This window comes from Bosea sp. (in: a-proteobacteria), from assembly GCF_023953965.1.
Classification (GTDB): Bacteria; Pseudomonadota; Alphaproteobacteria; order Rhizobiales; family Beijerinckiaceae; genus Allobosea.
Genome location: NZ_JAMLIX010000001.1, coordinates 1335845 through 1349947 on the forward strand (window position 1 = coordinate 1335845; position 14103 = coordinate 1349947).

Annotated in this window: 11 protein-coding genes; 7 read left to right on the forward strand and 4 right to left on the reverse strand. The window is 66.7% G+C overall.

Annotated elements, in window-relative coordinates:
- Position 1: 1 nt before the first annotated feature.
- The 4 genes from M9917_RS06335 to M9917_RS06350 all read right to left on the reverse strand — a co-directional run bounded on the left by M9917_RS06335 (position 2) and on the right by M9917_RS06350 (position 3686).
- A complete protein-coding gene (locus tag M9917_RS06335) occupies positions 2-826 on the reverse strand; it encodes a carbohydrate ABC transporter permease (RefSeq protein ID WP_297251901.1) in 825 nt (274 codons plus the stop codon).
- Positions 823-1758 carry a carbohydrate ABC transporter permease gene (locus M9917_RS06340; RefSeq protein WP_297251902.1) on the reverse strand — a complete coding sequence of 312 codons (936 nt, stop codon included), beginning with the start codon at positions 1756-1758 and terminating at the stop codon, positions 823-825. The genes M9917_RS06335 and M9917_RS06340 overlap by 4 nt, the downstream gene beginning before the upstream one ends.
- Before the next feature lie 25 nt (positions 1759-1783).
- A complete protein-coding gene (locus M9917_RS06345; RefSeq protein WP_297251904.1) occupies positions 1784-3100 on the reverse strand; it encodes an ABC transporter substrate-binding protein in 1317 nt (438 codons plus the stop codon).
- Positions 3101-3266: 166 nt separating this feature from the next.
- Positions 3267-3686: a YybH family protein gene (locus tag M9917_RS06350; RefSeq protein WP_297251906.1), complete on the reverse strand. Its 420-nt coding sequence runs from the start codon at positions 3684-3686 to the stop codon at positions 3267-3269.
- 101 nt (positions 3687-3787) lie between these two features.
- On the opposite strand from M9917_RS06350, the gene M9917_RS06355 reads away from it, so the two are divergent.
- From M9917_RS06355 to M9917_RS06385, 7 genes are all read left to right on the forward strand, one after another.
- Entirely contained in the window at positions 3788-5620 is a 1833-nt protein-coding gene (locus tag M9917_RS06355; protein ID WP_297251908.1) for a gamma-glutamyltransferase family protein, read from the forward strand.
- Between the two features lie 40 nt (positions 5621-5660).
- Positions 5661-7178, forward strand: a complete 1518-nt coding sequence (locus M9917_RS06360) for an ABC transporter substrate-binding protein (protein WP_297251910.1) — start codon at positions 5661-5663, stop codon at positions 7176-7178.
- Between the two features lie 103 nt (positions 7179-7281).
- On the forward strand, positions 7282-8223 hold the full coding sequence (locus M9917_RS06365; protein WP_297251912.1) for an ABC transporter permease: 942 nt from the start codon (positions 7282-7284) through the stop codon (positions 8221-8223).
- Between the two features lie 41 nt (positions 8224-8264).
- Entirely contained in the window at positions 8265-9110 is an 846-nt protein-coding gene (locus tag M9917_RS06370; RefSeq protein WP_297254747.1) for an ABC transporter permease, read from the forward strand.
- 211 nt (positions 9111-9321) lie between these two features.
- Complete coding sequence (gene fdnG / locus M9917_RS06375; RefSeq protein WP_297251914.1) at positions 9322-12402, forward strand: formate dehydrogenase-N subunit alpha; 3081 nt, start codon at positions 9322-9324, stop codon at positions 12400-12402.
- Complete coding sequence (gene fdxH, locus M9917_RS06380) at positions 12399-13397, forward strand: formate dehydrogenase subunit beta (RefSeq protein WP_297251916.1); 999 nt, start codon at positions 12399-12401, stop codon at positions 13395-13397. The genes fdnG and fdxH overlap by 4 nt, the downstream gene beginning before the upstream one ends.
- A complete protein-coding gene (locus tag M9917_RS06385; protein ID WP_297251918.1) occupies positions 13390-14073 on the forward strand; it encodes a formate dehydrogenase subunit gamma in 684 nt (227 codons plus the stop codon). Before fdxH ends, M9917_RS06385 begins: the two co-directional genes overlap by 8 nt.
- Positions 14074-14103 lie beyond the last annotated feature (30 nt).

Below are 14103 nucleotides of genomic sequence, written 5' to 3' on the forward strand. Positions count from 1 at the left end.
CTCAGCCCTTGACCGAGCCCATGGTCAGCCCGCGCACCAGGAAGCGCTGCATCACCACGGCGAAGAGCACGACCGGCGTCGAGATGATGAAGGCGGCGGCGCCGATCGAGGGCCATTGCACGCCGTACTCGCTGCGGAAGGCGACCATGGCGAGCGGCGCCGTCGCGGCGAAGTTGTTGGTCAGTGCCAGGGCGAACAGGAACTCGTTCCAGGCCGCGATGAAGACGAAGACGCCGGTGGCGACGATGCCGCTCGAGGTCAGCGGCAGCATGATCTTGAGGAAGACTTGGCGCTCCGAGCAGCCGTCGATGATCGCCGCCTCGCGGATCTCGCCGGGCACGTCGCAGAAGAAGCCGCGCAGCAGCCAGATCGCGAAGGGCAGGTTGAAGGTCGAATAGAGCACGATCAGCACGCCATGGGTGTCGAGCAGGCCGAGCCGGGAGGCGACGAGGTAGATCGGGATCAGGATGGCGATGCCCGGCACCATGCGCACGATGAGCACGAAGAGCAGGAAGCCGGTGCCGCGGATCGGCAGATGCGCCAGGGCGAAGGCGGCGGGTGCCGCGACCGTCAGCACCAGCGCGGTCGTCGCCGTCGCGACGATGATGCTGTTGAGCATATAGGCGCGGAAGATGCTGTCGCCGATGACGGCGCGGAAGCCTTCCAGCGTCGGCTCGAAGACGAAGCGCAGCGACAGCGTGTCGAGCGCCGAGCGGAAGCCGGTCAGCACCATCCAGGCATAGGGAAAGAGATAGACGACGCCGATGGCGAGGCAGAGCGTGCTGAGCAGCAGCCGCTTCGTGTTGTGCGAGCCTGCGAGCGTCATGCCTGCCTCCGGGCCGCGCGGAACAGATGCCTGAGCAGCGGCGCGGAGGCGATCAGGACGATGACGACGAAGATCAGCGCGATCGCGGTGGTGCGGCCCATGTCGAAGGAGGAGAAGGCGATCTTGTAGGTATAGACCGTGATCGTCGTCGTCGCCTCGCCGGGCCCGCCCTGGGTCAGGAGCCAGATCTTGTCGAAGTCGTTCATCGTCGCGATGCCGCGGAAGGCGGCCGCGATCAGCATGTAGGGCACGAGATGGGGCAAGGTGACATAGCGGAAGCGCTGGAAGACGTTGGCGCCGTCGACGCGGGCTGCATCCATCAGGTTGCCGTCGACCGATTGCAGCCCGGCGAGGATGACCAGCATGAAGAACGGGGTATTCTGCCAGGAATCCATGATCACCATGGAGAAGAAGGCGTATTCCAACCCGAGCCAGGCGACCTTGCCGAAGCCGAGCGCCATCAGGAGCGAGTTGAGCACGCCCTGTTCCTGCTCGTAGAGCAGCTTCCAGAAGATCGCGATCACCGCGGGCGTGATCACCATCGGGATCAGCATGATCGAGCGGAAGAACGAGGCGAAATGCAGCTCGTTGTCGAGCAGCAGCGCCAGGAGCGTGCCGAGCGTGAGGCTGAGCGAGACCGAGGTCAGGGTGTAGAGCAGGGTGATCTTCACCGCCTGCCAGAAGGAGGGCGCACCGAGCACGTCCTTGTAGTTCTGCAGCCCGGCGCGGATCGTCTCGCTGCCGGGCTCGGTCAGCACCCAATGGGTGGTGCTGGTCATGACCGCATAGATCATCGGCCCGAGATAGACGGTCGCCAGCATCACCACCGCCGGGGCCATGAACCAGTAGGGTTCGAGCGGCACCCGCGCGCGGCGGTGGGCCTGTGCCGTGCGGGCGCCGGCGGGAAGGGCCGGGCGCCCGGTCGCGAGCATGGGCGAACTCGTCACGGACGGCCGCTTACTGGAAATAGCCACGGCGCTTCATCAGCGTCGTCACGCGCTCCTGCAAGGCGGCGGCGCCCTCCTCCGGCGTCTTGGTGCCGGAGCAGACGGCATTGGCCTCGTCGTAGATCTGGATGTTGACCTGCTCGGCGTCCTTGATCGGCGCATAGGTCGCGACACTGCCCTCCATGCCCTTCAGCACCGAGGGGAAGTAGGGGAACTTCTTGTTGGTGTCGGGGTCGAGCAGGGCCGAGCGGCGCACCGGCGAGAGGCCGAGCAGGGCGGTCTGCTTGACGATCTCGGGCGAGGTGAACCAGCCGAGGAAGAGCTTGGCCGCGTCGAGGCTGCGCGACTTCGACCCGACCGAGAGGCCCCAGCCGCCGAGCAGCACCGTCTCCGGCGTCGGCGCGTAGCCGACGCCCTTGGAGATGCGCGATTTCGTCGGGTCGTAGAGCGCGCTGACGCCGCCTGTCCACATGTAGCCCTGCGCGGCCTGCCCCGAGGAGAGCGCGGCGATCATCTCCGGGAAATCCCAGGTCAGGTTGCCGGGCGGGCTGATCGGCCCGAGCTGCTCCTTCATGTAGCGGAAGGCCTCGACGCTCGCCTTGCTGTCGAGCAGCGGCTTGCCGGCCTGGTCGAAATACTGCCCGCCGAAGGAGTGGAACAGGGTGATCCAGACGCAGCCGGTCTGGATCGTCTTGCCGGCCGGCATGTTGTAGCCGTACTGGTCGCCCTGCTTCAGCTTGTGGCCGTTCTCGACCAGCTGCTTCCAGGTCGTCGGCGCCTGCTCGGGGTCGAGCCCGGCCTTCTGGAAGGCCTCCTTGCTCCAGACGGTGAAGGAGGTGTCGCCGTTGATCGGAATCGTCGCGAGCTTGTCGCCGACCTTGGAATAGGCGGCGAGCGCACGCGGCGCATAGTCGCTCCAGTCCGGCGCGGGGATGCCGGCGACCTCCTTGTCCATGTTGGTGTGGTCGATGACGAAGGGCGCGACCTGCTCCTTCCACTGGTAGGCGACCAGGTAGATGTCGAAGGAATTGGTGTTGGTCGTCGTGTCCAGCACCATCTTCTGGTAGCGCTCGGCCGTCGGAAGCGCCGAGAACTCGACATTGATGCCGCTGGCGGCGGTGAACTCCTTGGCGACCTCGGCGGCGGCGACATAGGCGGGCGTGTTGCCCCAGACCACCTTCACCGTCTTGCCGGCATGGGTGCGCGGCAGGTTGCGGGTCGCGGCCGCCGCGGCGGCCTGCGCGGCGCAATGCTCGATCAGAGCGCTGTAAGATGCGCCGGCGGCGAGAGCGCCCAGCGTGAATTGGCGGCGCGAAAGCGCTGTCATCGTCGATCCCTCCCAGAGTGCTTGTTGTTGGCGGCAGGAGATCAAAGGCATCCGCAAGCCTCAATCGGCTTGACCGGGCCGGCCGAGTAAATCTGGGTAAAGGGCGGCCAAATCCGACGACGGGCGCCGGCGCATGCAGGCGGCAGGGCGCGGCCTGCCGGCGCGCTCAGTCCCCGGTCCCGGCTTTCCCTGCGGCGCGATCGTCCTCGATCTGGGAAACGTGGTTGAGCGCGATGAGCCATTTGCCGTCACGCTTGCGCATCAGGCGCGTATTGACGCCGGCCTGGTGGCCGGCGGCGCGCACCAGCCTGTAGTCGCTGATCAGTTGCGCGGCGTCCGGCGCCAGCATCTCGATGCGGATATTCGAGAAGGCGAGCTCTCCCTGCGAGCCGGGAGCGCCGCCATAATCGGCGATGTAATGGTCCAGCGTCGCCTGCCAGTCCTTCTGGATGCGTCCGCGCGAGACGAAGACCACGTCGGGATTGGCGAATCCCGCCATATAGCCTTCGAAATCGCCGCGGTTCCAGGCCGCCTGCATGGCGGCGATCACCGCGCGGATGGCGTCCGCTTCCGTTGCACGGGACATGTCGAACCCGCCTTTCAGCTCGTGTCGGGCGGCGGCGGTCGGATCGCCGTTGTGGACAATCCTAGCCAGTTGTCGTCTGCTGGTCGAGACGAGGAGCTGTCATGACCTTCACCACGCGGCCGGAACTCAGGGGCACATTCGGGGCGGTCTCCTCGACGCACTGGCTGGCGTCGAGCGTGGGCATGTCCATCCTGGAGAAGGGCCACACCGCCTTCGACGCCGCGGTCGCGACCGGCTTCGTCCTGCAGATCGTCGAGCCGCATCTCAACGGTCCCGCCGGCGAGGTGCCGATCATCGTCACGCCGGCCGGCGCCGACGCGCCGATCGTGATCTGCGGCCAGGGGCCCTCTCCGGCGAAGGCGACGGTCGCCCATTTCAGGAGCCTCGGCCTCGACATCATTCCGGGCACCGGCCTGCTCGCCGCCTGCATTCCCGGCGCCTTCGGCGCCTGGCTCGCCCTGCTGCGCGACCACGGCACGGCCGAGCTCGAGGAGGTGCTGGCGCCGGCGATCCATTACGCCAGGACGGGCCATCCCCTGGTGCCGCGGATCGCCCGGACGATCGGGGAGATGCGCGAGCTCTTCGAGACGCACTGGCCGAGCTCGGCTGAGCTCTACCTGCCGGGGGGCGTGGCGCCGCAATCCGGCAGGCTCTTCCGCAATCCGCAGATCGCCGCGCTCTACCAGCAGATCCTCGACCATGCGAAATCCGGCAAGGACCGCGAGGCGCGCATCGCGGCGGCGCTCGACTTCTGGTATCGCGGGCCGGTCGCCGAGCGGATCGAGGCGTTCTGCGCGAGCGAGGCGGTCTGGGACGTCTCGGGCCGCCGCCACAAGGGCCTGATCACCGCCCAGGACATGGCCGCCTACGCGCCGTCGATCGAGAAGCCGGTCTCGGTGAGCTATGGCGACTGCGAGGTCTTCAAATGCGGGCCGTGGTCCCAGGGGCCCGTCCTGCTGCAGATGCTGCAGATCCTGAAGGGCACCGATATCGCCGATCTCGATCCGATGGGCGCCGATTTCGTGCACCTCGTCGTCGAGACGGCCAAGCTCGCGATGGCCGACCGCGATTCCTGGTATGGCGACAGTTCCGATGTGCCGGTGAAGGCGCTCCTGTCCTCGGGCTACGCCGATATCCGGCGGGCGCTGATCACGGCTTCGGCCTCCATGGAGGTCCGTCCGGGCGCTCCCGACGGCCGCGCGCCGAAACTGCCGCCGCTGCGCGAGGCCGGCACGACCGCGCAGCCCGGTCTCGGCGGGGGCGAGCCGACCGTCGCCCGCCAAGCCGCCTTGCCGAACGACGGGCAGGGCGAGCCGGCGCTGACCCGCGAAGGCGCGCAGCGCGGCGACACCGTGCAGGTCAGCGTCGTCGACCGCTGGGGCAACATGGTCTCCGCGACGCCTTCCGGCGGCTGGTTCCAGTCGAGCCCGGTGATTCCGGGCCTCGGCTTCAGCCTGACGACCCGCGGCCAGATGTTCTGGCTCGAGGAGGGCCTGAACGCGACGCTGATGCCGTCGAAGCGGCCGCGCACGACGCTGACGCCCTCCACCGTCTACCGCGACGGCCGGCCCTACATGGCCTTCGGCACGCCCGGCGGCGACCAGCAGGACCAATGGCAGCTGATCATGCTGCTGCGCCATCTCCACAAGGGAATGAATCTGCAGGAAGCGATCGATGCCCCGTCCCTCCATACGGACCATCTGGTCGCTTCCTTCTGGCCGCGCGAGATCAGCTATGGTGCCGTTACCCTCGAGGCCCGCTTCCCGGAGACGGTCCGGAACGAGCTTGCGGCGCGCGGGCACAAGATCACGGTCGCCGACGCCTGGTCCGAGGGGCGCCTGGCGGCGGTCGCACGGGAGATGGACGGAGACGTGCAGCTGGTGAAGGCCGGCGCCAATCCGCGCGGCGTCCAGGGTTACGCGGTCGCCCGCTGATCGCGCGGCCGGCACAGCACGACGAAAAGGGGAGATATCGATGAAACTGGCTATCCTTGCTCTCGCGACCGCCCTCGGGCTCGGCAACCTGGCGACGGCGTCTCCCGCCGCCGCCCAATCCGTTCTCAGGATCGGCCTGCAGGACGACCCGGACACGCTCGACCCCGTCTCCAACTGGAGCTTCGTCGGCCGCCACGTGCTGCAATCGCTCTGTGACAAGATCGTCGACATCGACGAAACCGGCAAGATCATCCCGATGCTGGCGGAAAGCTGGGACTGGAGCCCCGACAGCACCGTGCTCACCCTGAAGCTGCGCAAGGACGCGCTCTTCCATGACGGGACGAGCGTGGACGCCGCGGCGATCAAGTACAACCTCGAGCGCGCGCTCACCTCGGGCATCTCGCGCCGCAAGCCCGAGATCAGCGCGATCAAGACCGTCGACGCCGTCGATCAGACCACCGTCAGGATCACGCTCAAGGAGCCCTCGGTTCCGCTGCTCGCCGCGCTCAGCGATCGCGCCGGCATGATCATCAGCCCGGCCGCCGGCGCCAAGCTCGGCGACAAGTTCACCGAGGCGCCGGTCTGCTCAGGCCCCTACAGGTTCATGGAGCGCGTCATCCAGGACCGCATCGTCCTCGAGAAGTTCCCGCAATACTACGATGCGGCGAAATATCATTTCGACCGGCTCGTCTATCGCGGCATGCCCGATTCCAACGTCCGGCTGCTCAACCTCCGTTCCGGCCAGCTCGACCTGATCGAGCGCCTCGCCGCGACGGATGTCGACGCCGTCAAGCGCGACAAGGCCCTGGCGGTGAACCCCGTCGTCGGTCTCGGCTATTACGGCATCACCTTCAGCATCGGCGGCGAGGGCGCCAATCTCGACGCCGGCAAGAAGGCCGCGGTCCGCGCCGCCTTCAGCCTCGCGATCGATCGCCAGGCGATCAGCAACGTCGTCTTCGACGGCCAGGCCAGCACCGGCAACCAGCCCTTCCCGCCATCGAGCCCGTTCTACGACAAGCAATTCCCGGTCCCGCCCCGCGATCTCGACGCCGCCAAGAAGAAGATGGCCGAGGCCGGAGTGAAATCGGTCGATCTGGAGCTGCTCGTCCCCACCGATGCCGAGCGCCAGCAGGTCGCCCAGCTCATCCAGGCGATGGTGCAGGAGATCGGCATCAAGGTCTCGATCAAGCCGACCGAGCTGATGACGCTGCTCGACGTCGCCCGCCAGGGCAAGTTCCAGGCCCATCTCGTCGGCTGGAGCGGCCGCGTCGACCCCGACCTCAACATCACGCCGATGCTCTCCTGCGGCGCGCCCACGAACGATGCCCGCTATTGCAACGAGAAGCTCGACGCGGTCCTGGCGAAAGCCCGCTCGCTCGGGGAGGTCGAGGCCCGCAAGGCCGAATACGCCAAGGCCGTCGCGATCCTGCTCACCGACCTGCCGATCGTCTATCTCTACCATTCGCAGTGGATCTTCGCGCATAATTCCGCGCTCACCGGCTTCAAGCCGGCGCCGGACGGCATCATCCGCCTGACCAATCTCAGCCGCAAGAGCTGAGCCGGCACCGGCAGCGATGAGCCTCCCCACCCGCGATCGGTTCAGGCCACGGGCGCATCGGCGCCCTTGGCCGCCGGTCCCGGCCGTGACGATCGGTTGAACCATGCCAGCCCTTCTCGCCCGCCGCTTCGCGCAACTCGTGCCGACGGTCCTGCTTCTGTCGATCATCATCTTCTCGCTGCAGCATCTCCTGCCGGGCGATCCGGCGCTGATGCTCGCCGGCGAGAACCCGGACGAGGCGACGCTCGCAGCCGTGCGCGCCCAGTACCATCTCGATCAGCCCCTGATCGTGCAGTATCTCTACTGGCTGAAGGGCGTGGCGGCCGCCGATCTCGGCGAATCGATGCGCCACAACCGCCCCGTCCTCGAGCTGATCCTGCTCAAGCTGCCGGTGACGCTGCAACTGGCGGTGATGGGCATCTGCATCGCGCTGGTGGTCGGCGTCGCGGCCGGGGTGATCTCGGCGCTGCGCCACAACAGCGCCGTCGACTACACCGCCAACATCGCGGCGCTCGCCGGGATCTCGGTGCCGAATTTCTGGCTGGGCATCATGCTCGTCCTGTTCTTCTCGGTCCATCTCGGCTGGCTGCCGGCGTCGGGCTTCGTCAGCCCCTGGGAGGATCTGAGGATGAACCTCGCCACCACGATCATGCCGGCCTTCGTGCTCGGCACCGGGATCGCCGGGGTCATCATGCGCCACACACGCGGCGCGATGCTCGAGGCGCTCGGAAGCGATTATGTCCGCACCGCCCGCGCCAAGGGACTCAGCGAACGGACGGTGGTGCTCAAGCACGCGATGCGCAACGCGCTGACGCCGATCATCACGCTGGGGGCCCTGGAGTTCGGCGCGCTTCTGTCCGGCGCGGTCCTGACCGAGCAGATCTTCACGATTCCGGGCTTCGGCAAGCTGATCGTCGATGCCGTCTTCACCCGCGACTATCCCGTGGTGCAGGGCGTCGTGCTGGTGACCTCGCTGTTCTACATCGTCCTCAACCTGCTGGCCGACATCGGATACATCCTCGTCAACCCGAGACTGAGAAGCTGACCCCCGTGTCGACGCCCGCCGAAACCGGAACCCCGGCCAACCTGATCGCGACTTTCTTCCGCGGCGGCCTGTGGCGGCGCCTGTCGAAGCGCCGGAGCGCGCTGATCGGCCTGGCCGTGGTGCTGCTCGTCGTGTTCGTGGCGGTCTTCGCGCCGCTTCTGGCGCCCTATGACCCGACCGCCCAGAGCTGGACTGCGGTGCGCAAGCCTCCCTCCGCCGCGTATTGGCTCGGCACCGACGAAGCCGGCCGCGACCTGTTGTCCCGCATCATCTGGGGCGCCCGGGCCTCGTTGCTCGCCGGTCTCACCTCGGTCGGCATCGCCATGGCGATCGGCGTCCCGCTCGGGCTTGCGGCGGGGTTCCTCGGCGGCTTCGTCGACGGCTTCATCAGCCGCTTCACCGATGCGATGCTCGCCTGCCCCTTCCTCATCCTCGCGATCGCGCTCGCCGCCTTCCTCGGGCCCAGCCTGACCAATGCGATGCTGGCGATCGGCATCACCGCCACGCCGTTCTTCATCCGTCTGACGCGCGGCCAGGTCCTGTCGATCAAGGCGGAGGACTATGTCGAGGCGGCACGCTCCGTTGGCAATCCGCAATGGCGCGTCGCGGTCCGTCACATCCTGCCGAACATCCTGCCGCAGCTCATGGTCCAGGCGACGCTGACGATCGCCGCGGCGATCATCGCGGAAGCGAGCATGTCCTTCCTCGGCCTCGGCCTTCAGCCGCCGGCGCCGTCCTGGGGGTCGATGCTGAATTCGGCCCAGCGCTTCCTCGGCAATGCGCCCTGGATGGCGCTTTGGCCCGGCATCGCCATCTTCGTGACGGTTTTGTCGTTCAACCTGCTCGGCGACGGCTTGCGCGACGCCCTCGATCCGCGCTCGCGCTGACCCCGGTTCGGGAACGGCGGGCGAAGTATGCGCGCCCGTCGGCCGAAGGTTTCGTCCTTTGAATGTTTGCGCACGCATGAGCGGTCGGCATCGACGAAAGTCGTAGCCTCCGGAAGCCCTTTTTCGGGCGGATGCGAAAAACTTGACTTCCAGTTTAGATGAATAACAATCTTCCGAAGCGAACTCGTTGAGTCAGGCAAAGGACGGTCTGATGAACATAAACCTTTCACGACGAGGCTTTCTTAAACTGGCGGGAGCCGGCGGTGCCGCCACGGTGGTCGGGGCCATGGGCTTCGGCGAGGCCGAGGCGGCGGTCGCGGCCCATGTGCGGCCCTTCAAGCTCGCCACGATGACCGAGACCCGCAACATCTGCACCTATTGCTCGGTCGCCTGCGGAATCATCATGTATTCCAAGGGCGACTACAAGGCGGGCGAGAAGGCCGACCTGATCCATGTCGAAGGCGACGCCGACCATCCGACCAATCGCGGCACGCTCTGCCCCAAGGGCGCGGCGCTGAAGGACTACGTCAAGGCCGAGACGCGCCTGACCCGCCCGCGCCGCCGCGCGCCGGGCTCGGACCGCTGGCAGGACATCTCCTGGGACGAGGCCTTCGACAAGATCGCCCGCGCCCTCAAGGACGACCGCGACGCCAACCTGATCGAGAAGAACGAGAAGGGGGTGACGGTCAACCGCTGGACGAGCACCGGCTTCCTCGCGGCGTCCGCCACCACGAACGAAACGGCATGGCTGACCTACAAGGCGGTCAGATCCATGGGAATCGTCGGCTTCGACAACCAGGCGCGAGTCTGACACGGCCCCACGGTGTCCAGTTTGGGCCCGAGTTTCGGCCGTGGCGCGATGACGAATTCCTGGACCGACATCCGGAATACCGATCTCGTCGTGATCATGGGCGGCAACGCCGCCGAAGCCCATCCTTGCGGCTTCAAATGGGTGACGGAAGCCAAGGCGCATCGCGGCGCGAAGCTGATCGTCGTCGATCCGCGCTTCAACCGCTCCGCCTCGGTGTCGGACTATTACGCGCCGATCCGCCCGGGCTCCGACATCGCCTTCCTGATGGGGGTGATCCGCTGGTGCATCGCCAACGACAAGATCCAGTGGGACTATGTCCGCAACTACACCAATGTGTCCTATCTGGTGCGTGACGACTTCGGCTGGCAGGACGGCATGTTCACCGGCTACGACGAGAAGACGCGCAACTACGACCAGTCGAGCTGGGAATACCAGATCGGCGAGGACGGCTTCGTCCTGACCGACGAGACGCTGACGCATCCGCGCTGCGTCTGGAACCTGCTCAAGCAGCATGTCGAGCCCTATACGCCGGAGTTCGTCGAGAACGTCTGCGGCACGCCGAAGGAGCGCTATCTCAAGATCTGCGAGATGATCGGCGCGACATCGGCCCGCGACAAGGCGATGACCTCGATGTACGCGCTCGGCTGGACCCAGCATTCCAAGGGCGCGCAGAACATCCGCGGCATGGCGATGCTCCAGCTCCTGCTCGGCAATATCGGCATCGCCGGCGGCGGCATGAACGCGCTGCGCGGCCACTCCAACATCCAGGGCCTGACCGATATCGGCCTGATGTCGAACCTGATCCCCGGCTATCTGGCGATCCCCAAGGAGAGCGAGCCCGACTTCGAGACCTATATGTCGACCAGGGGCAACAAGCCGCTGCGCCCCAACCAGATGAGCTACTGGCAGAACTACCGCAAGTTCATGGTCAGCTTCATGAAGTCGATGTGGGGCGACAAGGCCACGGCGGAGAACGGCTGGGGCTATGACTGGCTGCCCAAGCTCGACGTGCCCGAATATGACGCGATGCGCATGTTCGAGATGGCGAACCAGGGCAAGGTCAACATCTACTTCTTCCAGGGCTTCAACCCGCTGATGGCGTTCCCCAACCGCGCCAAGCTGACGGAAGCCTTCTCGAAGGTGAAGCTCATCGTGGTCATGGACCCGCTGGAAACGGAGACCGCTTCCTTCTGGGAGAACCACGGCATCTACAACGACGTCGACCCGGCGAAGATCCAGACCGAGGTGCTGGAGCTGCCGTCCACCTGCTTCGCCGAGGACGAAGGCGCCACGGTGAACTCGGGGCGCTGGCTGCAATGGCACTGGGCGGGGGCGACCCCGCCGGGCGAGGCCAGGACCGATGTCTGGATCATGGCCAACATCTTCCTGCGCGTGCGGGAGCTCTACCGCCGCGAGGGCGGGCGCGCGCCGGAACCGATCCTCAACCTGACCTGGGATTATGCGCATCCCTCGGAACCGACGGCGGCGGAGCTGGCCAAGGAGATGAACGGGCGGGCGCTGCAGACGCTCTACGACCCGGCCGATCCGACCAAGGTCCTGCTCGAGGCCGGGCAGCAATTGCCGACTTTCGGCCTGATGCGCGACGACGGCTCGACCAACGGAAGCTGCTGGATCTACACCGGCTCGTGGACGCAGGCCGGCAACATGATGGCGCGGCGCGACAACAGCGATCCGGGCGGCATGGGCACGTTCCAGAACTGGTCGTTCGCCTGGCCGGCCAATCGGCGGGTGCTCTACAACCGCGCCTCCTGCGACCTCGACGGCAACCCCTGGGACCCCAGCCGCAAGCTGATCGCCTGGGACGGCGCGAAATGGGCCGGCGTCGACGTGCCGGACATCGCGCCGAACGCCAAGCCGCGCGAGGTCGGGCCGTTCATCATGAATCCCGAAGGCACGAGCCGGCTGTTCTCGCGGCGGCTGATGCGGGACGGGCCGTTCCCGACCCATATGGAGCCGTTCGAAAGCCCGGTCGCCAATCCGTTCAACCCGAAGATGAAGGGCAATCCGGTGGCGCGGATATTCCCGGACGATCTGGCGGGCCTCGGCTCCAGCGCCGACTACCCCTATGTCGCGACCTCGTACCGGCTGACCGAGCACTTCCACTACTGGACCAAGCACAACCGGGTGAATGCCGTGAACCAGCCCGAGTTCTTCGTCGAGATCAGCGAGCAGCTGGCGGCGGAGAAGGGCATCGTCAAGGGCGGCCGGGTGCGGGTGTGGTCGAGCCGCGGCCAGGTCTGGGCCAAGGCCGTGGTCACAAAGCGGATCAGGCCGCTGATCTGCAACGGCAAGCCGGTCCATGTCGTCGGCATCCCGATCCACTGGGGCTTCAAGGGCGCGGCGCGCAAGGGCTTCGGCTCGAACACGCTGGGGCCATTCGTCGGCGACGCCAATATCAACACGCCGGAGTTCAAGGCCTATCTCGTGAACATCGAAGCGGCCGGGGAGGCGGTGTCATGACGCAACGAGCGCCGGAGCCCGTGACGGCGGCGGCGAACCCTCCGGTCCAGCCGCTTGCCTCCAACCTCCTGCCCGGCGACGTCGTGCGGGTCTCGGCGACGGCAGCCGTGCCGGCGCCCGAGCGCGCGCTGGCCGAGGTCGCCAAGCTGATCGACGTCTCCAAATGCATCGGCTGCAAGGCCTGCCAGAGCGCCTGCATCGAATGGAACGACACGCATCCGGAGATCGAATGGAACGTCGGGGTCTACGAGAACCCGCACGACCTGACGCCGGACATGTTCACGCTGATGCGGTTTTCGGAATTCGAGAACCCCGCGACCAACGATCTGGAATGGCTGATCCGCAAGGACGGCTGCATGCATTGCGCCGATCCCGGCTGCCTCGAGGCCTGCCCGTCGCCCGGCGCGATCGTGCAGTATTCCAACGGCATCGTCGATTTCATCTCGGAGAACTGCATCGGCTGCGGCTATTGCGTCGCCGGCTGCCCGTTCGACATCCCGCGCATCTCGAAAACCGCGCATGTCGCGAAGAAATGCACGCTCTGCTCGGACCGCGTCGCCGTCGGCCAGGGGCCGGCCTGCGCCAAGGCCTGCCCGACGCAGGCGATCGTCTTCGGCACGAAGGAGGACATGAAGGCCCACGCCGCCGAGCGCATCGAGGATCTGAAGTCGCGCGGTTACGACAAGGCCGGTCTCTACGACCCGCAAGGGGTCGGCGGGACGCATGTGATGTATGTGCTGCATCACGCCGACAGGCCGTCGCTCTATTCCGGCCTGCCGGACGATCCGCGGATCTCGCCGGTGGTCCAGGGCTGGAAGGGCCCGGCCAAGGCGGTGGGTCTGGCGGCCGTCGGCCTGGCGGCCGCGGGCGCGGTGCTCAACGGCCTGTTCGGCAAGGCCAATACCGTGTCGGAGCATGACGAGCAGGAGGCCGAGGAGCTGGTCGAGCGTGCGGAGGACCGGCCCGCCGCTGGCCGGGAGCAGCCCGATGCCTGAGCGATACGCAGCGCCCGGCGACAGGATCGTCTCCAGGGAGCCGGTGGTGGTGAGCCGTTATCGCGGCTTCACCCGGGCCAACCACTGGGTGACGGCGATCTGCATGATCGTGCTGCTGGTCTCGGGCTTCTCGCTGTTCCATCCCTGGCTGTTCTTCCTGACCGGGCTGTTCGGCGGGGGGCAGGCGACGCGCTGGCTGCATCCGATCGTCGGCGTGGCGATGTTCTTGAGCTTCTTCCTGCTGTTCCTGCAGATGTGGCGGCTCAACCTGCCGCGCCCCGAGGACGTGACCTGGAGCCGCCATATCGGCGACCTGCTCAGGGGCGACGAGGAGAAGCTGCCGGAGCTCGGCAAATACAATGCCGGCCAGAAGGTCGTGTTCTGGGGCATGTCCGTGCTGATCGTCGTGCTGATCGCCACGGGAATCATGATCTGGCAGGAATATTTCCCGGATATCGTCTCGATCCCGACGCGGCGCATCGCCGTGGCGGTGCATGCGACGGCGGCCGTCGGCGTCTGCCTGATCTTCATCGCCCATGTCTACGCCGTCTTCTGGACGCGCGGCACGATCAGCGCGATGACGCGCGGCACCGTCACCGGCGGCTGGGCCTGGAAGCATCATCGCAAATGGCTCAGGGAACTGGCTGGACGCGCGAGCCCGAGCCAACCAAAATAAGCCTGCCGCCTTTCAACAGGGCGCGAAGTG

Coding starts and splice junctions, on each gene's coding strand:
- M9917_RS06345 (WP_297251904.1), bottom strand. CDS start 3,100: ATGACAGCGCTTTCGCGCCGCCAATTCACGCTGGGCGCTCTCGCCGCC.
- M9917_RS06350 (WP_297251906.1), bottom strand. CDS start 3,686: ATGTCCCGTGCAACGGAAGCGGACGCCATCCGCGCGGTGATCGCCGCC.
- M9917_RS06355 (WP_297251908.1), top strand. CDS start 3,788: ATGACCTTCACCACGCGGCCGGAACTCAGGGGCACATTCGGGGCGGTC.
- M9917_RS06340 (WP_297251902.1), bottom strand. CDS start 1,758: ATGCTCGCGACCGGGCGCCCGGCCCTTCCCGCCGGCGCCCGCACGGCA.
- M9917_RS06335 (WP_297251901.1), bottom strand. CDS start 826: ATGACGCTCGCAGGCTCGCACAACACGAAGCGGCTGCTGCTCAGCACG.
- fdxH (WP_297251916.1), top strand. CDS start 12,399: ATGACGCAACGAGCGCCGGAGCCCGTGACGGCGGCGGCGAACCCTCCG.
- M9917_RS06365 (WP_297251912.1), top strand. CDS start 7,282: ATGCCAGCCCTTCTCGCCCGCCGCTTCGCGCAACTCGTGCCGACGGTC.
- M9917_RS06385 (WP_297251918.1), top strand. CDS start 13,390: ATGCCTGAGCGATACGCAGCGCCCGGCGACAGGATCGTCTCCAGGGAG.
- M9917_RS06360 (WP_297251910.1), top strand. CDS start 5,661: ATGAAACTGGCTATCCTTGCTCTCGCGACCGCCCTCGGGCTCGGCAAC.